The 20,599-nt window shown below is 23.7% G+C and carries 32 protein-coding genes; 22 read left to right on the top strand and 10 right to left on the bottom strand.

What is annotated here, in order from left to right:
* A complete protein-coding gene (locus AAHM79_RS03060; protein ID WP_174480536.1) occupies nt 1-309 on the bottom strand; it encodes a hypothetical protein in 309 nt (102 codons plus the stop codon).
* A 123-nt stretch (nt 310-432) separates the two neighbouring features.
* Nucleotides 433-1,614, bottom strand: coding sequence for a prolipoprotein diacylglyceryl transferase (locus AAHM79_RS03055; RefSeq protein ID WP_342258100.1), 1,182 nt, complete (start codon nt 1,612-1,614; stop codon nt 433-435).
* Nucleotides 1,615-1,892: 278 nt separating this feature from the next.
* Between AAHM79_RS03055 and AAHM79_RS03050 the strand changes: the two genes are divergently transcribed.
* Both AAHM79_RS03050 and AAHM79_RS03045 read left to right on the top strand, forming a co-directional pair.
* A complete protein-coding gene (locus tag AAHM79_RS03050; protein WP_342258099.1) occupies nt 1,893-2,507 on the top strand; it encodes a hypothetical protein in 615 nt (204 codons plus the stop codon).
* Complete coding sequence (locus AAHM79_RS03045; RefSeq protein ID WP_342258098.1) at nt 2,497-2,862, top strand: hypothetical protein; 366 nt, start codon at nt 2,497-2,499, stop codon at nt 2,860-2,862. Before AAHM79_RS03050 ends, AAHM79_RS03045 begins: the two co-directional genes overlap by 11 nt.
* A gap of 178 nt (nt 2,863-3,040) precedes the next feature.
* On the opposite strand, the gene AAHM79_RS03040 is transcribed toward AAHM79_RS03045, so the two are convergent.
* Nucleotides 3,041-3,553, bottom strand: a complete 513-nt coding sequence (locus AAHM79_RS03040; RefSeq protein WP_342258097.1) for a hypothetical protein — start codon at nt 3,551-3,553, stop codon at nt 3,041-3,043.
* A gap of 255 nt (nt 3,554-3,808) precedes the next feature.
* A complete protein-coding gene (locus tag AAHM79_RS03035) occupies nt 3,809-3,982 on the bottom strand; it encodes a hypothetical protein (protein ID WP_342258096.1) in 174 nt (57 codons plus the stop codon).
* Nucleotides 3,983-4,241: 259 nt separating this feature from the next.
* Here AAHM79_RS03035 and AAHM79_RS03030 point away from each other — a divergent pair, with 259 nt between their 5' ends.
* Nucleotides 4,242-4,496, top strand: a complete 255-nt coding sequence (locus AAHM79_RS03030) for a hypothetical protein (protein WP_342258095.1) — start codon at nt 4,242-4,244, stop codon at nt 4,494-4,496.
* A 33-nt stretch (nt 4,497-4,529) separates the two neighbouring features.
* On the opposite strand, the gene lepA is transcribed toward AAHM79_RS03030, so the two are convergent.
* The 5 genes from lepA to AAHM79_RS03005 all read right to left on the bottom strand — a co-directional run bounded on the left by lepA (nt 4,530) and on the right by AAHM79_RS03005 (nt 10,190).
* Nucleotides 4,530-6,338, bottom strand: a complete 1,809-nt coding sequence (gene lepA / locus AAHM79_RS03025; RefSeq protein ID WP_425289552.1) for a translation elongation factor 4 — start codon at nt 6,336-6,338, stop codon at nt 4,530-4,532.
* Between the two features lie 215 nt (nt 6,339-6,553).
* Nucleotides 6,554-7,501 (bottom strand): methionyl-tRNA formyltransferase, encoded by a 948-nt coding sequence (fmt, locus tag AAHM79_RS03020; RefSeq protein ID WP_342258093.1) that lies wholly within the window; start codon nt 7,499-7,501, stop codon nt 6,554-6,556.
* Nucleotides 7,488-9,242: a DUF2779 domain-containing protein gene (locus AAHM79_RS03015; protein WP_342258092.1), complete on the bottom strand. Its 1,755-nt coding sequence runs from the start codon at nt 9,240-9,242 to the stop codon at nt 7,488-7,490. Before AAHM79_RS03015 ends, fmt begins: the two co-directional genes overlap by 14 nt.
* A gap of 36 nt (nt 9,243-9,278) precedes the next feature.
* Nucleotides 9,279-9,887, bottom strand: a complete 609-nt coding sequence (locus AAHM79_RS03010) for a hypothetical protein (RefSeq protein ID WP_342258091.1) — start codon at nt 9,885-9,887, stop codon at nt 9,279-9,281.
* A 21-nt stretch (nt 9,888-9,908) separates the two neighbouring features.
* On the bottom strand, nt 9,909-10,190 hold the full coding sequence (locus AAHM79_RS03005; protein WP_342258090.1) for a hypothetical protein: 282 nt from the start codon (nt 10,188-10,190) through the stop codon (nt 9,909-9,911).
* Between the two features lie 212 nt (nt 10,191-10,402).
* Between AAHM79_RS03005 and rpsT the strand changes: the two genes are divergently transcribed.
* Entirely contained in the window at nt 10,403-10,663 is a 261-nt protein-coding gene (gene rpsT / locus AAHM79_RS03000; RefSeq protein ID WP_338959088.1) for a 30S ribosomal protein S20, read from the top strand.
* A 106-nt stretch (nt 10,664-10,769) separates the two neighbouring features.
* On the opposite strand, the gene ilvA is transcribed toward rpsT, so the two are convergent.
* Nucleotides 10,770-12,020, bottom strand: a complete 1,251-nt coding sequence (gene ilvA / locus AAHM79_RS02995) for a threonine ammonia-lyase (protein WP_342258089.1) — start codon at nt 12,018-12,020, stop codon at nt 10,770-10,772.
* A gap of 339 nt (nt 12,021-12,359) precedes the next feature.
* Between ilvA and AAHM79_RS02990 the strand changes: the two genes are divergently transcribed.
* The 18 genes from AAHM79_RS02990 to AAHM79_RS02905 all read left to right on the top strand — a co-directional run bounded on the left by AAHM79_RS02990 (nt 12,360) and on the right by AAHM79_RS02905 (nt 20,594).
* Complete coding sequence (locus AAHM79_RS02990; protein WP_342258088.1) at nt 12,360-13,970, top strand: ABC transporter ATP-binding protein/permease; 1,611 nt, start codon at nt 12,360-12,362, stop codon at nt 13,968-13,970.
* Between the two features lie 610 nt (nt 13,971-14,580).
* Entirely contained in the window at nt 14,581-14,712 is a 132-nt protein-coding gene (locus tag AAHM79_RS02985) for a hypothetical protein (RefSeq protein ID WP_338958910.1), read from the top strand.
* A 12-nt stretch (nt 14,713-14,724) separates the two neighbouring features.
* A complete protein-coding gene (locus AAHM79_RS02980) occupies nt 14,725-15,243 on the top strand; it encodes a hypothetical protein (protein WP_342257226.1) in 519 nt (172 codons plus the stop codon).
* Nucleotides 15,244-15,377: 134 nt separating this feature from the next.
* The gene (locus tag AAHM79_RS02975; RefSeq protein ID WP_338957566.1) at nt 15,378-15,542 is read left to right on the top strand and encodes a hypothetical protein; all 165 of its coding nucleotides are present in this window, start codon (nt 15,378-15,380) and stop codon (nt 15,540-15,542) included.
* 2 nt (nt 15,543-15,544) lie between these two features.
* Nucleotides 15,545-15,982 carry a hypothetical protein gene (locus AAHM79_RS02970; RefSeq protein ID WP_342257225.1) on the top strand — a complete coding sequence of 146 codons (438 nt, stop codon included), beginning with the start codon at nt 15,545-15,547 and terminating at the stop codon, nt 15,980-15,982.
* Nucleotides 15,972-16,265, top strand: a complete 294-nt coding sequence (locus AAHM79_RS02965) for a hypothetical protein (RefSeq protein ID WP_338957564.1) — start codon at nt 15,972-15,974, stop codon at nt 16,263-16,265. The genes AAHM79_RS02970 and AAHM79_RS02965 overlap by 11 nt, the downstream gene beginning before the upstream one ends.
* Nucleotides 16,266-16,268: 3 nt before the next feature.
* Nucleotides 16,269-16,430 (top strand): hypothetical protein, encoded by a 162-nt coding sequence (locus AAHM79_RS02960; RefSeq protein ID WP_338957563.1) that lies wholly within the window; start codon nt 16,269-16,271, stop codon nt 16,428-16,430.
* Nucleotides 16,431-16,447: 17 nt separating this feature from the next.
* Nucleotides 16,448-16,654, top strand: a complete 207-nt coding sequence (locus tag AAHM79_RS02955) for a hypothetical protein (RefSeq protein WP_342257224.1) — start codon at nt 16,448-16,450, stop codon at nt 16,652-16,654.
* Entirely contained in the window at nt 16,654-16,941 is a 288-nt protein-coding gene (locus tag AAHM79_RS02950) for a hypothetical protein (protein ID WP_338957561.1), read from the top strand. Before AAHM79_RS02955 ends, AAHM79_RS02950 begins: the two co-directional genes overlap by 1 nt.
* Entirely contained in the window at nt 16,880-17,446 is a 567-nt protein-coding gene (locus AAHM79_RS02945) for a hypothetical protein (RefSeq protein WP_342257223.1), read from the top strand. Before AAHM79_RS02950 ends, AAHM79_RS02945 begins: the two co-directional genes overlap by 62 nt.
* A complete protein-coding gene (locus AAHM79_RS02940) occupies nt 17,446-17,589 on the top strand; it encodes a hypothetical protein (RefSeq protein ID WP_338957559.1) in 144 nt (47 codons plus the stop codon). Before AAHM79_RS02945 ends, AAHM79_RS02940 begins: the two co-directional genes overlap by 1 nt.
* Nucleotides 17,582-17,857, top strand: coding sequence for a hypothetical protein (locus AAHM79_RS02935; protein WP_342257222.1), 276 nt, complete (start codon nt 17,582-17,584; stop codon nt 17,855-17,857). Before AAHM79_RS02940 ends, AAHM79_RS02935 begins: the two co-directional genes overlap by 8 nt.
* Complete coding sequence (locus AAHM79_RS02930; RefSeq protein ID WP_342257221.1) at nt 17,826-18,098, top strand: hypothetical protein; 273 nt, start codon at nt 17,826-17,828, stop codon at nt 18,096-18,098. The genes AAHM79_RS02935 and AAHM79_RS02930 overlap by 32 nt, the downstream gene beginning before the upstream one ends.
* 115 nt (nt 18,099-18,213) lie before the next feature.
* Nucleotides 18,214-18,597: a hypothetical protein gene (locus AAHM79_RS02925; protein ID WP_342257220.1), complete on the top strand. Its 384-nt coding sequence runs from the start codon at nt 18,214-18,216 to the stop codon at nt 18,595-18,597.
* A 15-nt stretch (nt 18,598-18,612) separates the two neighbouring features.
* Complete coding sequence (locus AAHM79_RS02920) at nt 18,613-18,771, top strand: hypothetical protein (protein ID WP_338957552.1); 159 nt, start codon at nt 18,613-18,615, stop codon at nt 18,769-18,771.
* 34 nt (nt 18,772-18,805) lie between these two features.
* Nucleotides 18,806-18,997: a hypothetical protein gene (locus AAHM79_RS02915; protein WP_338957816.1), complete on the top strand. Its 192-nt coding sequence runs from the start codon at nt 18,806-18,808 to the stop codon at nt 18,995-18,997.
* A gap of 16 nt (nt 18,998-19,013) precedes the next feature.
* Nucleotides 19,014-19,391: a hypothetical protein gene (locus tag AAHM79_RS02910; protein WP_342257497.1), complete on the top strand. Its 378-nt coding sequence runs from the start codon at nt 19,014-19,016 to the stop codon at nt 19,389-19,391.
* Between the two features lie 18 nt (nt 19,392-19,409).
* The gene (locus AAHM79_RS02905; protein WP_338958609.1) at nt 19,410-20,594 is read left to right on the top strand and encodes a hypothetical protein; all 1,185 of its coding nucleotides are present in this window, start codon (nt 19,410-19,412) and stop codon (nt 20,592-20,594) included.
* Nucleotides 20,595-20,599: the final 5 nt, after the last annotated feature.

Below are 20,599 nucleotides of genomic sequence, written 5' to 3'. Positions count from 1 at the left end.
TTAGTTAAAATATTTTTTTGTCTTTTTAGAAATATGTTTACTGGAATAAAATTTTCTTTGTAATTTGGCAATTTCATGTTCAATTTCCAAAATTTTATCTTCAAATTGATAATCTTTTTCTTCTAAACTTAAGTATCCTTTAATAGAAATCCTTTTGCGTAAATACATTATTAATAAAATTGATAATAATAACAGAAAAATCAAAAGTGCTAACCCACCCATTGAATATAAAAAAGTAGTAATTGGAATCTCAAAACCTAAAAACTTAATGGTATTAGTACTACTATCATCACTTACTACTGCTAACACTAATTTCACCTCATACATTAGTATATAAATATTATAACAAAAACACCAAATCTAATTAATATTATCTATTTAATAGTTTATTTTCTGTTATAATAACTATTTTAATAATAAAAAAGAATATTATTAATATTCTTTTTCATATGTTCATCCTTCGCTACGTAAATATTTTGCTGCAAAAAATTGTGCAAATATTGCTAGAAACAGGCCAAAGAAAGTAATCAATAATAAAACTGTATAATCAAGAATTGGACGATTAATTAAAAATAAATCTTCTGGTGGGCGCTGTAACTCTAAAATAAATCTAATTAAATTTCATCCAAAAAAGTAAAGTCCCATTTGAACACCTGCATGCATCATTCGATAATGATGTGGATTATTTATTTCATAAAGTTTTTTGCTTTTATTTATATAATCATTAATTTTCTTACCAGAAGGTTTGACTTCTGCTAATGCTTTATTTACTACATTTTTTGATACTTGATTATAATAGTAAACTTCATTTCACATTTTAGTTCAAGTCAAATGTTTTGGGTCACGATTTACTTTATTTCAATATTTTGGATTAAAAGTTATTTTTCCTCAGTATTTAAAATTATTTTTAAAATCAAATTGAAACTTATCTGGCTCTACTTTTCATGGCTTTTTACCAAATCATTTACCAAGATTTGGAACAACAAGTGTAATCACTAATCATAATCCTAAATTAGCAATTGATTCATAAAGAAATATTGGTGCACGATAAACAATTTCACCATTAATAGTTTCTGGAGTGCCACTTGGTCCACCATTTAATTTAAAACAATTATCACGAATAAAAGCAGGTAATCATGATAATGAATCATAACTTACAACGTTACCAAGTAATTCATGATTAAAGAAATTACCTCAACGTCCTAATACCTGTCCTAATAAAATATTAGGAATAATTAAATCACCATATATTCATAATGATATTTTATACTTACGACCAACAAAGTAAAAAATAATTGCACCAGCAATAATTCCAAATAAAACACCACCATGAATAGACATCCCTGGTTTTCAAAATGCAAATTTTTCAAAAAAACTAATTGACTTATTAGGATCATCCTTGCCAAGAAAACTAGCACCAAATAATGAAGCAGGAATAATAAATATTATTGATCATGCTAAAGAATCAGTAGGAACACGATAACGTTTAAATTTTACTCAAGAAGCAATAATTGAAGCAAAAATACCCGACATAATAGCAAATGCATAAACATGAAACCATCCACCATAAGTATCAGTAATGCCGTGAGGTCCAACAAAATCTAAATTTAACATAACAAACACCTCACTTACAAGACCATCTTTTAATATAGAATACCATAATAGAGTACCATAACTAACTAAGAATCACAATATAAATAAAGGCAAACAATACATATTACATATATAATTTTGATAAAGTGTAATTGTAATTCACATTTTTTTAGATTTTTTATTGTATATTATTTTTTGCAAATATAAACTTAAATTAAGATTTACCAAAAAACAAATACAAAAAATAATGTATTTTTGCTAAATCTTAATTTAATTTTAAAAAAAAGTAGGGAATAAAAATGAAATTTAAACAATTGTTATTATTAATTACCACTGTTACAAGTTTAGGGATGATATTATCAAATAATAAAATAATTAATAGCAATCAAAATACTACTTTTTTAAATAAAAACAATGTTTCTAAAATTAGCTTTAACAAAATGACAGGCACTACTGGTGAAATTAATAGTTTAACTTTTAAGGGGGAACAAACTTATGCCGTTAATAGTGAAGGTATTGTTTATAAAAGTGACAATGGTCAATCTTTTGAAGAAATAAATTTACTTAATTATGATTATAAAATAAAATCACTAATTACAACACCTAATGGCACAATTTATGTTGGAACTTATAATGAAAAAAATAATGAATTAAAAGTTTATATTCTTAAAAATGATCAACTTGCTGACAAATATACTTTAAGTTCATATCAATTATTAGCAATGACTTTTGACAAAGAAAATAATATTTATATAGGAACAAATCAAGGGGTATATACTAATTCAAGTCCAACAACTGAATTAGAAAAAATAGATGGGGCAACAGGTAGCATTACAGTTTTAAAAACAACTAAAAATGGCTTAATTTATGCTGGTAATACAGAAGGAATGATTTTTAAAAGTATTGGGGGGTAATCCTTTTAATTTAGTTGAGCAACTAAAAGATGGTGGTATTACAAGTATTGCTGTTGATAATAAAGAAACAATCTTTGTTACTAACAACAGTAAAAAAGTTTATTATAAACGTGTTACTATTGCTAATTTTTTACCATATAAGCAAACTTTAGAAACAATAAATACAACAGTAATAACTTTTGGAACAGGGGTTTTAGTTGGTGATAAAGATGGTAATATATGAAAAAGTTATCAAGAAAAAAACTTCACTTTATTCTATGAAAATAAATTTAATTCAATTAATGAATTGATTTATAATTCTAATAATTTTACTATTTATGCAACAACTACTGATGGAATATATAAAAATAAATAATCTAATTTAAAATAACTAATTTTAAGTTAGTTCTTTTTTAAAAAAATTGTAATACTTATTGAAAATTTAATAGTAAAATTATAAATCATTTTAATTTTTTATAATTTTGTTTATTCATAAAACATCTCTAATACAATATTAGAGATGTTTTTAAAGATACTTTATAAATATATTAAACTTATATATTTGCTTGTAAATTTGATTTATATAAAAAACTATTACTATTTTTTAACTTTAATTTTATTTCTTTAAAAAAATCAAATCTTTCTTTTTCTTTATAATCATTAGAAAATATTTCTAAAGTTTCAGCATCAGATTTTTCATAAAAATGATATATATTATTGAATACTTGCTCTTGTGTTTCTTCTTCTTTTATTACTCGATATATAAAATTAAGAATTGAACACATTTTTCGATATTTATTATCTTTTCTTAAAGCATTATTAAATTTTTCTTTTTGTTTAGTATTCATTTTTGATATTTTTGAACTATTTTTAACGTTTGTTATATCAATTTCTTCATCGACTAAATAAACTATTTGATCTAAAAAATTTAATACTAATTCATCTACATCTTTTGATTTATATTTTTTTAAGGTTTCTAAATAAGTATCTGCTAAATTAATTGCTAATAAATTTAAAAAATTATTTAAAACTTTTGTTTTTAAATTTTTATTGATATTTAAATCCATTATCAAAACTCCTTAAAATCACCTTCAATAGAGTGATTATATCAATTTTAACCTCATATTTTTGTAAATACAATATTACTTTATTTTTTTACCTTTAATTCGTTTTCTTTTAAGTTCCAATTCTAATTTAGGATTATTATCATGTTTTAAATAATAATTTTGTCTATTTATAGTTAATTTATTTTCTAATATTAACCCTAATCTTTTAGTTTTTTCTTCAGCTAATTCTTTTTGTAATTTTCTGTCTTTTTCATTTTAAAGTGATTCATGTTTAAATCTAGAATCTTGTAAATCTTTTTCATGTTGTCTTTGTTTTTCTTTATCAATTAATTTTGCTTCAATCTTAGCTCTATTTTCTATATACTTTTTAATACTTTTAAAAATAGAAATTGGGTTCAAACAATCAATTATTTTTAATAAAATTTTCACATAACCCCCTACTCCCCATTTAAGTAATTATTATTATTATTATTAATATACTTATTATAAATTAAAATTTTATCAATTTCTTAGGGAATTGTTTTTTTATTATATCATTTTATTTAAACTTGCTTTTAATTTATTTTTCTATGAATACTAGATTTATTATAGAAAATTATATCATTTTATTTATAATTTTTATAAATAAAATGATATAATAAAAAATATAAATAAATTATTTATAAAACTTTGAAATGGGGAATATAAAATGATTAATAACATAAAAAATATGATTAAAAATTACTCTAGAGAAATTGAGTGTCAAGCAATAATAAAAAATAATTTAGAAAATAATCATTTAAAAAGTCAAGAGAATTTAATTAATATTGAAATGCAAAAAAAATACATAAAAATTAAAATGGAAATAATTGCAGAATTAAAAAAATACTATATATTTAACATAAAATTGTGAGAAATCTCATTTTTATTTCAAAATATGCTTTGTGAAAATAATCCAATTTAGAAAAAAACAAAGCAAATATTTATAACTTTTTTATTAATTTTCTTCATCTATTTTTAAAACAGCACGAAATGCTTCTGGTGGTAATTCAACATTACCAATCGATTTCATTTTTTTCTTTCCTTCTTTTTGTTTTTCTAAAAGTTTTCTTTTTCTTGTAATATCACCACCATAACATTTAGCAATAACATCTTTTCTAACTGCTTGCACAGTTTGACGAGCAATAATTTTATTATTAATAGCAGCCTGAATAGCAACTTCAAAATTTTGTTTTGGAATTAATTTTTTTAATTTTTCACATAAAACACGCCCACGATCATAAGCAAAATCCTTATGAACAATAACAGATAATGCATCAACAATATTACCTGCTAATAAAATATCCATTTTCACTAATTTACTTTCCTGATAACCAATTAATTCATAATCTAATGAAGCATAACCTTTTGATATTGATTTTAATTTATCAAAAAAATCAATGACAATTTCATTCAGTGGCATATTATAAATAAGAGTTCTTCGTAAATTATCAGCATATTTTAAATCTAAATAAGTTCCGCGTTTATCCTGACATAATTGCATCAATGCACCAACATATTGTTCTGGTGTCATTATTGTTACTTGCACAAATGGTTCTTCTACACTTTTCATTGTCTGCACAGTTGGTCATTTTGCTGGATTATCAATTATTAACTTTTCACCATTAGTTAAATTTACTTCATAAATTACAGAAGGAGCTGTTGAAATTAAAACTAAATTATATTCACGCTCTAAACGTTCTTGAATAACATCCATATGTAATAACCCTAAAAAACCACAACGAAAACCAAAACCTAATGCTTGTGATGTTTCAGCAGTAAAAATTAATGAGGCATCCGATAATTGAATTTTATATAATGCATCCTTTAATTCTTGATATTTATTAGTATCAATTGGATATAAACCACAATAAACCATTGATTTTAAAGTTTTATAACCCGGTAATGGTGCATCAGCAGGATTAATAACACTAGTAATCGTATCACCAACATGAATATCACTAATTATTTTAATTGCACCACTAATTCAACCAACTTCACCAGCTGTTAACATTTCTCTCTTTTCTTCTTTTGGTGTGCGTACTCCTAATTCAGTAATTTCATATTCGGCACCAGTTGACATCATTCTTACTTTATCGCCAACTTTAATTACACCAGTTTTAATTCTAATAAATGCCATCACTCCACGATATTTATCATATAATGAATCAAAAATTAAAGCACGCAATGGTTCATTATCATCAGCATCAATTGGATAAGGAATATATTTAATAACTGCTTCTAAAACATCGCGAATATTAATACCTGTTTTTGCAGAAATTAAAGGCGCATAATCAGCAGGTAAACCCAATACTTTTTCAATTTCTTCCTTAACTTTTTCTGGTTCAGCACTTGGTAAATCTATTTTATTAATAACAGGAATAATTTCTAAATCATTATCTAATGCTAAATATACATTTGCTAAAGTTTGTGCTTCAATACCCTGAGCAGCATCAACTACTAAAATGGCACCTTCACATGCTGCTAAACTACGCGATACTTCATAAGTAAAGTCAACATGACCTGGAGTATCAATTAAGTGAAGCAAATAAGTATGACCATCTAATGATTGATATTTAAGTTGTACACTATTTAGTTTAATTGTAATGCCACGTTCACGTTCTAAATCTAGTGAATCTAACAATTGATTTTTCATTTCCCTTTTTGAAACAGCATTAGTTAATTCTAAAATACGATCAGCCAAAGTTGATTTACCATGATCAATATGGGCAATAATTGAAAAATTTCTAATGTATTTTTTATCGATACTCATAATATTATTTATTCACCTATCTTTTGCTTATAAACTATTTACTATGTTTTAGTATATCAAAGTTTAAATAAAATTAAATCGAAAGTTGCAGATAATGTTATAAATATATTAAACTATCACTTAACAATATATGAAAAGATATATACATAAATAACTAGTTTTTAAAGCTAAATTGCTGAATTATACTTGTAAGTGCAAGTATAATTCAGCTATTTAAAGATAAAAGCAATTGCAATTGGATTAATTTTAGAACCATAGTAACAAGCTGCTATAATTTCTTTTTTACCTGCTGGTTGAATAACTTTAATTACTATGTTATTAGTTTTAGTGGCAACAATAATACCTAATTTATTTATTGCAACAATTGTTCCTGGCAGAGCATTTGATAATTCATTAGTTACTGCTACTTGATGAATTTTGTATATATTATCATTCAACGTAGTATAAGCAATTGGTGTATTATACAATCCACGAACATGACATGAAATTAATTGTGCTGAAAGATTTCAATTAATTTTTTCATCACTTCTTTTAATATTTAAACCAAAAGTTACTTTATTTTCATCTTGTTCTTGTTCTTCAATTTCATTATTAATGATTTTTAATAAATATTTTATTAACATATTTTGTGCTAAAGTTATCAACTTATTAACTAAAGAAGTATATGTATCCTCAATACCAATTGAAACTTGTTCTTGAACATAAATTGCTCCTGCATCCATTTTACTTACCATTTTCATTAATGTAATACCAGTAGTTTGTAATCCATTAATAATTGCTCATTGAATAGGGGCACCACCACGCAATGATGGTAATAATGAAGCATGAATATTTAAACATTTATATTTTGGTAAATTTAAAATTGCTTTTGGTAAAAATTGACCATAAGCACAAGTAAGAATAACATCAATATTTAATAATTGTAAATCTTTTAAACTTTCAATAATATTTTCGGGTTGGAAAACAGGAATTTGATATTCTTGTGCCAATTGTTTAATTGCTAAAGGAACAACTTCTTGTTTACGACCAATTTTACGATCTGGCTGACAAACAACACCAACTATTTCAATTTCATTTTTCATTGTTAATAACAATGTTTTTAAAATATTTTCAGAAAAAAAAGAAGAACCCATAAATAAAATTTTAAATTTTTTCATAATTTTCGCCCTCAATTTTTGCTTTGTACATTTCAATAATATTTTTTACATTTCAGAATAATACTACCATACCTAAAGTATCTTGAGCACAATATTTTAACATATTTTCACGAAAATTATGAATTCAATTAGTTAAACTAATGTTATTTTCAACTCTTCTACGAAAAACTTCTGATGCCATATCTCCTTTTTTAATAACTAATCCTTCATAAGAAAAGGAAGGTTCAAATGCTGGTAAAGTTTTTTTAATTGAAAGAGAACCATAAAACTGTTCTTTATAAATTTTAAATTCTTTAAAAAAATCTTGTAAATCAATAGTACCATCATGAATTAATGATAATTTATTTTTATATTGAGGGTAATAATAAGCTAATTTTTTAAGAACAGATTTCTCAAATGATTGATTATAAGCAACATACGTACCCTTACCATGAATATTAATTAAATCATAACATAATTTTTTTGTTAACATTTCTCTTGGATCATCATTGCCATCTGCTAAAAATTCATAATGTTTAATTGATTTATAAGTTTTAAAATCAAAATCTGGTGCTAATAACACATGGACAGAATATTGAAAAGGAATTTGTTGATATGGTTTACTATTTTTAAACTTAGGTATTGCAGATTTCATAGTCTCAAAATCATACATATAAATTGGATATTGGTACTTTTTGTATTCAATTTTTAAATCAACAAATTTATTGCCATCAATTAATTTTTCACCATTTTTAATTACATCATATTGTCTTAAATGTAAATTAGACTTTGTTAAAAATGGTAATAATCTTTCATCATTAATTTCTAAGAAATCTTCTTCATAATATCACAATGCTTTCTTAGTTTTTCTTAAACGATATAATTCAAAAATAGTATTATGAATAGAAAAATATTTAAAAATATGAGGACAAAATTGATTACTATTTTCATGACAATAAGGTAAAGTTAATAATTTAACTATTTCGTCAATATCACTAATTTTAATAATATTCTTAATATTTTCATATTGTAATTTCAAATTATTATTTAAAATTTCATCTTGAATTGATTCAAAAAGACTAAAACTTTTTTTAGTATTTGGACTTTTTTGCCAAGTTGATCCATTAACAATAAATAATTCATTTAAATCTATTTTTTCCTTCTTAACATAATTATTATTTAAATACATAATATAAGTATTAACTACTTTAATTCCACATTTGGTTAAAATATCATACTGATAAAGTAAATCTCACATATGTTCTTCTTTAACTCAAGTTACTGCTTTTACTTCAATTAAATCCCAACCATCATTATTTCGCTTTAAAATATCACACTTAGTAACACAACCCTGATATTCAAATCTTGGTTCAAATAAAACATCATACTCTTTATTATTAATAATTTCTATAACATTACTACCCAGTTCAGACTCAAAATTAAAACAAGAATATTTTACTTTAAAATATTCTTGAGCATAGTGCCCAGTTTCAATACCATCTGCAATTGTTTCACCAATATAAAATTCAGAATCATCTTCTTCATTATAATTATTTTCAAATGTATCATCGTCTAAATCAGAAATAGTAATTAAATTAGATTTAAATTTACTACTTGTTTTAGTATGCGTTAATTCAACAAAATTTATTATCTTTTTCTCTTCAATTAAATGCTTAGCTAAAGCATAATTTTTTGCATTTAAAAATCATGAAAGTTTTCGACAAATACGGAAATGCTTATAATCATCTTTATAAATTTTCATTACATATCACCCAATTGCCTACTTTAAAATAAAGATTTATTTATCTTTTCATCCAGAAAATTTATCATGAATTGCAATTTTAGGTTTTTCTAAATTTTTAGCACGTTTTTTATTTTCTTTATTTTGTAAACGTTCTTCTTCAATTGCAAGTTTAACGCCTTCATTTTCTTTTTTAATTGCTGCTTTTTCTTCTGCTGTCTTTCTTTTTATTTTAATTTTACCACTACGTTTTTTTGACATTTCAATTTTCTTAAGTGTTTCTTCTAAATCTAATTCACAATTTACTTTTCAAATTGTTTCCAATTCTTTCTTTGATAATTGTTTAGTAAACCCTTCTACCTCAAATGCTTTAGTTGCAAATAAATCATTTTTCTTAGAATCATATAATTTTACAATTACATCAAAAACATCACGATAGCGATATTCTTTACTACTACGTGAAACTACTTGTTCAAATTCTACTGTTTTATGTTGCAATTTTAATTCATCACGCATAAAGGATTTAATAATATTTTTTACTTCTTTTTGACGTTGTTTTTTCTCTTCTTTTTTCTTCTTTTTTGCTGAAATGGTTGTAAAAATAAAAATTATTAAAACTACTCCTATAAGCGCTAACATTCATCATTGACTAGATAAATTTCCCATTTTTTATTCCTCTTTTTTGATTTATAAATTTTCCTCGATTACTGCTAATAGTTTAGTTGGACTCATCGGTGAAATTGTTAAAATTAAATTAACATCTTTTTTAATTACAAAATAAAGATGTGTTTTATTTACTCTAATATATTTAAAACTTTTTGTCTCTTCAATATCATAAGACTCATTAATCAATTTTAAACAATATTCACGTAATTGGATATCATTTAAGTCTTGCAATTTTAATCTTGTTCTAATCCTACCAATACTATGGTAAGAAAATTGATAAGGTTTACGAAAATAGTAACTCATTTATTTACCACACCTACATTTATCATTAAAGTTTTTAAACAAATAATTTACATTAAAAGTGTAAAAAAATTAAAATATACTATTAACAAAAAGCTAACACATTAATTATACTGAAAAAATAAAAAATATTATACAACATTTATGATTTTTGTTATAATTATTTTTGTTGTAATTAATCTATAAAACATGTTCAAAACAAAAAAGGAGAAAAAATGGCTAACATTGCATCACAAATTAAAAGAATTAAAACAAACCAAAAAAGAAATGAAATTAATAAAAGTTATAAATCTAAAGTTAAAACTGCTTTAAAAAAAGCTGAAATATCAATAAAAAACAAAGCAGAAAATGCTGCAGTACTTGTTAATGAAGTATGTAGTTTAATTGATAAAGCTGTTGTTAAAGACATTTATCACATTAATAAAGCTGCTCGTCAAAAATCTAAAATTATGACTAAATTAGCAAAAGCAAAATAACTATAATTTATTTTAAAAAGAGACACTATTAATAGTGTCTCTTTTTAAAATATAATTGATATTTTTAAACTAAATTTTTGTTTTAATAAAATACCAAATTTAAAAACTATTTAGCTAATAATGTAAGGTTAGAACTTGATGCTCTAATCTCAGCAAAAATTTTATTTTTTTGAAATTCATCTGATGTATCCATAACTATAAAAATACTAAAATTACTAATATCTAATTTATTACGATCAAATGTACTGTGAATTTTATAAATAGAGGCACCATTTTTAGTAATAATATTAATAATTTCGCTAATAGTACTATTATTAATTTTACCGTTAACTGAAAAAGGAACTCGTCGATGTGAACTAATTAAGGCGCTATTAATAATTGTTCCTAATGTAGTAATATCAACATTACCACCACTAATGACACAAACAACATTTTTATCTTTACCAATGATTTTATCTAATTTACCAGAAAGAATAGCAGCAACACTAACAGCGCCACTACCTTCAGTTACAATTTTACATTTTTCTAATAAAAATAACATTGCTTGCGCAATTTCTTCTTCGCTAACAGTAACAACTTTATCAACATTTTTCTTTAAAATATTAAATGTTAATTCTCCTGTTTGTTTAACAGTAATTCCATCAGCAATTGAACTTTTACCTTGAATTTTAAATGGTTTTCCTTGTTTTAAAGCTTGATTATAAGAATCAACATTTTGTGCCTCAATCCCAATAAATTTAATATTTGGATTTTTACTTTTTAAATAAATTGAAATACCACTTAAAAATCCTCCTCCTCCAATTGGAACTAAACAATAATCAATTTCTTTACCCATTGCATTCATTTGCTCATATATTTCTAAACCAATTGTACCTTGACCAGCAATAACAAAATTATCATCATATGGATGAACTAACGTTAACCCTTCTTCTTTTTCAAGTCTTAATGCTTCAGACATTGCATCATCAAACATATTACCACAAAGTTTAACAGTACATTTAGCACCACCAAATTCTTTAGTAGCAGCAATTTTGGCTAGTGGTGCTGTTAAAGGCATAACTATCTTGGATACTAAATTTAAACTTGAAGCTGCTAAAGCGACTCCTTGTGCATGATTACCAGCACTAGCAGCAATTAAACCCTTTGCTTGCTGTTCCTTTGATAAATTAAGAATTTTATTTAAAGTTCCTCTAATTTTAAAACTACCTGTTTTTTGTAAATTTTCTAACTTTAAAAATATATTATTACCAGAAAATGAAGAAAGTTTATCTGCTTTTATCAAACTTGTCTTACTAATTTTATCTTTAATTTTTGAATACGTTTCTTCAATTACTTCTTCACTTACTGAATTTTCCAAAATGGTTCCTCCTGAGTTTCTATCTAATTTCTCAAATATAATTAATTATACAATATAATAACTTTTATTTATAAAACAACAAAAGTAATCATTAATAGTATATGGTTTTATAATTAAATGGGATTTGAATTCATAAATGTTGATTTAAAGCATATGTTAAATTGCTATACTACATAATCACTATTTTCAAATCTATATTATATATACATGAAAAACAAAAATTAAAAAATATTTTTCCAAAATATTTAGAATTAATACTGTTTATTTTATTGTTACAAATTTCAATAATTGCTTTTTAACACTTAATTATAGTACAATCTAATGCAGGAGGTATTATATATGGAAAATAATGAACAAAATAAGAAAAAAATAGATAAATCTCGGCCACTAGTAGAAATTTTAAATCTAACAAAGGAATATAAAAATAAAATAGCATTAGATAAAGTTAATTTAACTATTAATCCTGGCGATCGAATTGGAATCATTGGTGCAAATGGTAGTGGTAAATCAACTTTAAGTGAAATTATTGGTGGTATTAGTAAACCAACATCTGGTGAAATAATTCGTCAAGAACATCTAGTAAATGGTTTACAATTTCAAGAATCTAGATATCCGGCCGGAATATCTGTTATGGATATGATTAAATATTATTTACATACTTTTAATATTTCAATGAAAGAAGATGAACTATTAGAGTTACTGAAGACATACCAATTACTTGGAATTGAAAATAAGTTTATTCAAACACTTTCGGGTGGACAACAACAACGTTTAAATATTTTACTTGCTGTTATTCATGATCCTGATCTAGTTATTTTAGATGAAGTTTCCACAGGATTAGATATTGAAGTTCGTTCAGAAATTTTTGAATTTTTTAGAAAAAATATTATTGACAAAAATAAGACAATGATCTTAGTTGCTCATAATATGAGCGAAGTTGAAGAATTTTGTGAAAAGTATATTTACATTCATAATGGAATTATAAAAGAAGCAGGAAATGTTAAAGATATTGTGAAAAAATATGGTTCAGTTCATAACTTTACATGAAAAATGTTTGATAAAAATAAAAAAGCTGATTTAAAAAAACAATATGAAGAAATAAAAAAAGAAAATGCTGAAATCAAAAAAAATAAGAAAAAAAATAAATGAATTCATAAAGCCAAAATGCCCGAAAAAAGTCGACCATTAATAAACTTAATGTTTAAATATTATTATCGAGGATTTTTTGTACCCTTCTTTTTAGTTTTATTTCCAATTCTAATGTTGTTCTTAGAAGGTTTTGCTTTTAAACAAATGGAAGGTGATACTGTAAAAAGTTTACATACTTTAGTTGGTTCAATTTCAATGTTACAACCAATGGCAGTAGGAATTTTCATTATTCCACAAACAATTGTTGAATTTAAAAATAGTGTTTTAATGAAGCGAATTGGAGCAACAAATATTAAACCAATTTTCTTTGTTCTTTCAGTTATGATAATTGGATTTTTCTTTATGATAGCGACATTCTTATGATCTTTATTATGAGTTGGAATTATGTTTGGTGGTACTTATGGGTGAAATAATATAGTAACAGCAAATTTTATTGGAGAATCTATCCCATTTATTATCTTAATTTTCTTTTCATCAATGGGTTTAGGAATGTTATTGGCCTCAATTTTCAAATCAGTAACTGCTTTAGTTGCAGCATCAAATGTAATTTATTTTCCGGTTGAACTTTTAAGTGGGGTATTTTTCCCAGCTGAGTTAATTAATAGTAGTCCCGTTTTAAAATACGCAACTTACTTTAATCCATTTAAATACGCTATGGATCCATTTATTCAAGTTTGAAGTGGAACAAGTTTTACTTTTACAACAACTTATGGAATATATCTAGGAGTTGCGGCTTGGATTGATTGGTATTTACACAATAGTTGCAAGTTCAAAATTACGTTGACAAGCATAAGATATTAAATCTAATAATTAAAAATAATAAAATTAAAAAGGACTTTTAGTCCTTTTTAATTTTATTATTTGGGAGCGTACCGAAGATGTCGATAAATAAAAATTTTTAAAAATAACTCCTTTCTTTTTTAAACTATTAAATTAAAAAATAAATGACAAAAGACGAGAATAAAATTCTTGTCTTTTTTTGTAATTGTAAAATTTTAAAATTTTTAATAACCGTCTTTAGCACTATTATCAACACGTGTTAGGGAAATAAAAAAGTGAACTACAACATAGTTGTTAAAAATAGTAGCTAGCATGTGGACTTGCATGGATAAATAAAAAGTGGAGTGATACCTAATAAAATATACTAACCAGAAATGGTAATTCTTGGGGTGGGAGCGAATTGGAAACTAGTATATATAGACCCGGAGTGGGGACCAACTATTATTCTTTATTTAACCAACCTTGCCACTACCAAGTGAGCAAGTGTTGGTTTTATTTTTTATTTTTTTTTGAAAAATTTTTGGGCGAGAAAATAAATTTCAAACTTGTAAAAAAAATTGAGCGGGACCGGTTCAATTAAAATATTAATTTGCTAAACGCAAATTAAATAAATATTGAATCGAATGCCTCAATGTTTTTTAAAATTTCACAATTTATTTTTGAGCCCAGAATTGCTGGAATGAATAAAACAAATAGTAGTATTATTAATAATCTAAGAATAAAAATATATGTTCTTTATGCTAGAAGCAACAGAACATATTAGGAAAGGATTATTATGCAAATAGAATTTAAAAAAGAACAAATTGTTAAAGATAAACCACAATCTATTCTTATTGATTATGTTGAATATAAATTATCTCTTCCAAAATGAATGATTAAAAATAATTCTTTTATTGTTGATAACAGTTGCACATATTGAGTTTTTAATTTAGAAAATATTAAAAAAGAATTAAGTGGTAATGAATTAATAAAGTTATTAGAACCATATATTAAAGACCAAAAAATAACTGTTAATAAACCAACTGCTCCAAAAGAATATTATCTTAATGATATAAAACTTGAACAATTAACATTTTATGAACAGCATAATAGTTGATTTATGGGTGAAATAACAGATAACAAAACTAAAATTACTAATCCTTGTTTTAAATATAACATTACGTGAGAAGAAAACAGAAAAGGTTTTAAAATAAATAATCCATATAAACATGATGATTTACCAATTAATTATATAGTTACTTCTTATAAGGAAATTTCAACTCATAATGAAAAAGTATTTTTGTTGAACATGTAAACAAAATAAATTAGATTATTTATTCTTTAATACTAATGATATAAAAACAAGAAAATATTTTTTAAGAGATAAAAATAGTAAAGCAATTTGTTATGACTGTATTTTAAATATTAGGTTAAGTAGGAGGTATAAATATGAATAAAGAAAAAATACTTGAATATCTTAAAGATGAATGAGAATGAAATAAAGAAATGAGAGACGATGAAAAAGTAACTAAACTTTGAAAAAGTTGTTTTAATGGAAGATTAAATCTTATATCTCAATTAAATCAAAAAATTAAAAATGGTGAATTTGATTAATAATGCAATATGACTTAATTATTGGGATTGACCCCGCTGGTATTGGTAATAATGGAATTGTTATATATTCAAATGAAACAAATAGGATTATTTATACAGAAACATTCAACACAACACATGTTTTTGAAAGTAAAAATCGTTATAAAAGAATATTATCAATAATCAAAGAACAATTTTTTGAAAACAAAATATTAGTTATTGTAGAAAATTTCTTTTTAAGTTCAAAACAATTATTAACTAATCCATTAGCAACTCCTAAAATTATTGGTTCATTAATGGTATTAGTACAAGATGTTTTCAACTGAGATTATCTAGAAAACCAACCAAAAAATAAAAATAAAATAACAAATTATAAAGGAAATATAAAATTAAAAAAACATGAACAAGATGCATATAAACACATTCAATACTATTTAAGGAATTATAAAAATGAAAGATAAAGCCAATTATGTCAAATTAACAGTAAAACTAAGTAACACTATTGAAGCAAAATATTACGAAAAAGGTAATAAAGAATTATATTATAGTGTTCGTGGTCAATGAAATGGTTTAAACTATGTTACTTTAATTTTTAATAATCCAAAATTTTATAACCGATGTATTTTATTAAACAAAAACGATGAAATTATTGTCACTGGTCAAATTTTTAATACTTTAAACATTCCTAAAAATCGTGTATTTTGTTCAATTAATGTTAAATGATTTAAAAAATGAAAAGAGTAAAAAATGATATGATGAGAAATTTTATTAATAGCACCAATATTAATAACAAGTATAACACTAATAATATTTTTAATATTTATTATTAAAGAATTAAAAAATGAATATAAAGTATTAAAAATATTAAGTGAAATTGCTAATCAAATTGAAAATAAGGAGAATAAATAATGAAATGTTTTCTTTGCATGCATGGAGAAATATATTCTCCAAAAACCTTGTATAAAATAAAAAAATTGAAAAAAATAATTTACCAAGATAGAGATATTGATAGTGAAGATTTTAAGAAAAGATATGAATATCTTTTAAAAAAATTAGGTGATGGTGATAATCAAATTATTTCAATAAATTTCTTAATAAAGCAAGAAAGAAATAATAGAAAGGAGAATAAATAATGAATAAAGAAGTATGTTGTGAAGATTGTTGTGTATGTGATAAAAAACATGATTTATTTACTTGCGAAAAAAACTGCTGAGAAAATGTATGTGAACATTGTTATCAAGGTGATAAAGAACATAGAAATAAAGTTGATGAAATTAATAAATCAAGACATAAAAATTGTATTAATAAAGAAAGATTTATGCAATATCTTAAAAACACATATCGCTTAAACGGATATTATGAAGAAGTTTATAAACCAATTAAAACCAGAATTAAAGACCGGTGATTTGATAATGACTAATTATTTACTTTCAATTGACCCAAGTATTAAAAATACTGGATTTACTTTATGAAAAAAAGTTTATTTACATGATAAATATGATTTTTGAAATTGAAAACCAATATTTGTTAAAAGTTATAATTTAAAAGAATATGATGGACAAAGAAAATTTTATTGAGATATAAAAGTTAATGATAATGAATTGGATTTAATTATTGAACGTGGTACTTTTAATTCAAAAAATGGTATTGGTTATGAAAATCAAGAACATTTACGTGGTTTTATTGCAGGACAATTTAATAAATTATTAACAAAAGATATGTTAATAAGTCCAAGTGAATGAAAGAAATGATATGAACGTTATGACCCACCTATTTTTTGATTAAGACCTTGAGATAAAGAACTAAGTATATATGTTGCTGAAGAAATTATTAAAGAAAATAATTGAAATATAAAAATATCAAATCATGATGAAGCAGATAGTTTATTAATTGGTTGATATTATTTAAATAAGGAGAATAAATAATGAATAAAGAAAAATTACTTAAATATATGAAAGATATAATTAAATGAACTAAAAAAATTAATTATACAAACTCTGATTTGGACAAAAATATTTTAAATTTATTAATTGAAAAAATAGAAAAAGGTGAATTTGATAATGACTAAATTAACAGATTTATTTGGTCAAGATAAAATAGAAATATTTTCACCAAATCCCAAAGATTTAACAGATAGTAATGATATAAAAACAATTATTTTATGAAAATATCCTAATGTTATTGCTGAATATTTAGTTGTTTCTCAACCACATGCAAATACTGCTATTTTAGTTGGTGATAACGTTCACTATACAGGTTGAGTTGAAGTGTTTATTAAACCAAAAAATGAAGGAGTAAATGAAAATGCCAAATGACACGAATGTACAATCAAATAACTATACTTTATTAAAAATAATAAGAATTGGAATAAGTCCATTATCAGCAATGATTGGTACAAGTGCTTATTATGGTCAAATTATTGGTAATCCAGTATTAGGAAGTATTAATGCTTTATTATTTAGTAAAAAGTTAGGAATTGATATATGAAACTTAAATCAAATGCCAAGTACTAAAAAGAAAATATTAAATTCAAGTAAAAAAAATATTATTAGGTTTAGGAACTATTGGTTTAATTAATTATGCAAAATTTACAAAAATCAATCCTAATCCTGAACCACCACCTTGATTAACAACTACTACCACAGAAACACCACCATGACCATTATTATTAACTAATGATAATAAACAACAAATGGATTGAGATACATATATTAGTTTAAGTACTTATGGTATATCAAATCTAATTGGTGGGTTAAGTGAACTAATACCTAATAGATTTGAAGTAATAAGAAAAATATGTAATATGGCAACTAGTGGATGTCTAATTTCAAGTGGTGTAGCTATGGGTATAAATAATGATTTTAATAATGCTTATGCAGTACCAACAATAGTTGCTGGTGCAAGTGAAATTATACATAATTTATTACCTATGGAAACTACAAATTATAATCAAGAAATGCAAGAAACATCATTTACAAATGAAACAAGAAGATTAATTAATAGTGATGCTATTAGTAATAATAGTGGAAGTAGTGATGTTTTATATGAAAGACCAACTACATATGATAGTTTATAAAGGAGATGATAACTAATGAATAAAGAAAAATTGATTGAATATTATAACAATGAAATTCAGACATATAAAGAAAGAATGGAACAATTAAATAAAGAAATATCTTTATTGGTAACTATTATAAGTAATTCAAAATCAATGATTGAAAGAATTAATAATGGTCAATTTGACGAATAATTAAAAATAAATAATTGAAAGGAAATAATTGAAAATGAAAGAATTTTTACATGAATTAATTATTATTGGAACAAGTGTAGGAACATTAATTTGTAGAGAATTAATTGTTTGATTTAAAAGATTTATTACAACTCCAAAACATATTAGAAGAAATAATAAAGTGATGAAACATCAAAAAAAATTAGCAAAACTTAATGAAAAAATTAATGGAAAAGAAAATAAATAATAAAGGTGTGATTTAAATGTTAGAAAATGAAACTAATGTTGAACAAAATACTGAACCTTTAATTGAAAATAATAATTTACAACAAGAGCAAGAAATTAAGATTGTTGAATTAGAAAATAAGTTAAATAAACTTAATCAAGAAATTAAAGAAAAAGAAATAATTAATATATTTAAAAAATATCAAGTTAAAAAAGAATTTTATGAATTTTTAAAATTTAAAAAAAGTAATATAGAAAATTCAAAAATTGAAGAAACTATTAAAAAAATGATTAAAGAACAACCACTATTTAAAGAACCAATTAATACAGGTGGTAAACAAGAAACAATATTAACAAATCAAGAAACTTCAATAAAAAGTAGTTTATTAGATTATAAAAAGAAAAATAATTTATAAAAGAAAGGAAAATTTAAAATGCCAAATCCAGTGCCATTTAAACAAAATTTAGATAATACTACAAAATTAGTAGAAACACCTGAATTTATAGAATTTTATAAACAATCAAATAGTCCATGAGCAAGTTTTTTTCCAATTGAAATGGTTAATTCTACAAAAATTGAATTTATAGTTAAAAAACCAAAAGACCCAACATTCAAAATACTTCATTGAAATGATAAAAGTAAAGGATTAGAAGTTGGTTATGTTGATACTGATAAAATTATTAAAGAAATTACAAAAGAAGCTAGTACAGGAGAAATGATTGGTGAAGTTGATTTATTTGCAGATAATGGGCAAAATTTACTAGAAAGTATGCAATATGAAGTTGCTAATGATTTAGCAGATTATTTAGCAAATAATGATACAAATACAATTGCTAAATCTGCCAAAAAAGTAATCATTACTGATACAACACCAGTAGGATATTTAAAATCAATGTTATCAGCATGAAATACTTTATTTCAATTAAGAAATAGTAATAATTGTAAATTTTTTATAACAAATAGTCTTTATGATACTTTAGTTTATTTAGCAGATAATAAAGGTTTAATTACTGATAATCAACTAGCACAACAATTAAGATTAAATGGAACAAATTTATATATTAAAGGTGTATTATGTCAAATTGTTATGGATGATTATATGACATTTAAAAATACTGAAAATAAAAATCAAATTATGAATTTTGTTTTAGCAACACCAAAAGCAATGAAAAGATATATGTTACAACAAACTAGTATATATGTTGAAGATATTAAAGATGGTAAAGTTCCAAAAAGATATTTAGTTGGTGGACAAGTAACAGGAGAATCTATTCCTTATATGTCAAACTCAGAAACAGAATCAAGATGAATGTTATGTGGTATTGTTAATAAAAAATATTTAAGTGAAGAAATTACAACATTAACAACTAATATTACTGCTGATACTACTAAAAAGAATAAATTATTAGATACAACAATTAAAAATACAACTGAACTAAATAATTTAAATCCAAATTTAACAACTCCAATTATTAATTATTTTAGTGATGCCCAAGGTCAAGTTGATGTAAGTAATCAAAACCAAAAAGCAGGAGATTTATATGTAGTAATCACTACTAATGACACTGATAAAAATTATCAAGGTTCAACAAATCCTATAAAAATAACTCTTAAATAAGGATA

The sequence above is a fragment of the Spiroplasma endosymbiont of Nomada ruficornis genome (genome assembly GCF_964030795.1).
Classification (GTDB): Bacteria; Bacillota_I; Bacilli_A; order Mycoplasmatales; family VBWQ01; genus Spiroplasma_E; species Spiroplasma_E ixodetis_A.
Note: the sequence above shows the minus strand (reverse complement) of the source record. Positions and strands in the feature narration are given on the sequence as shown.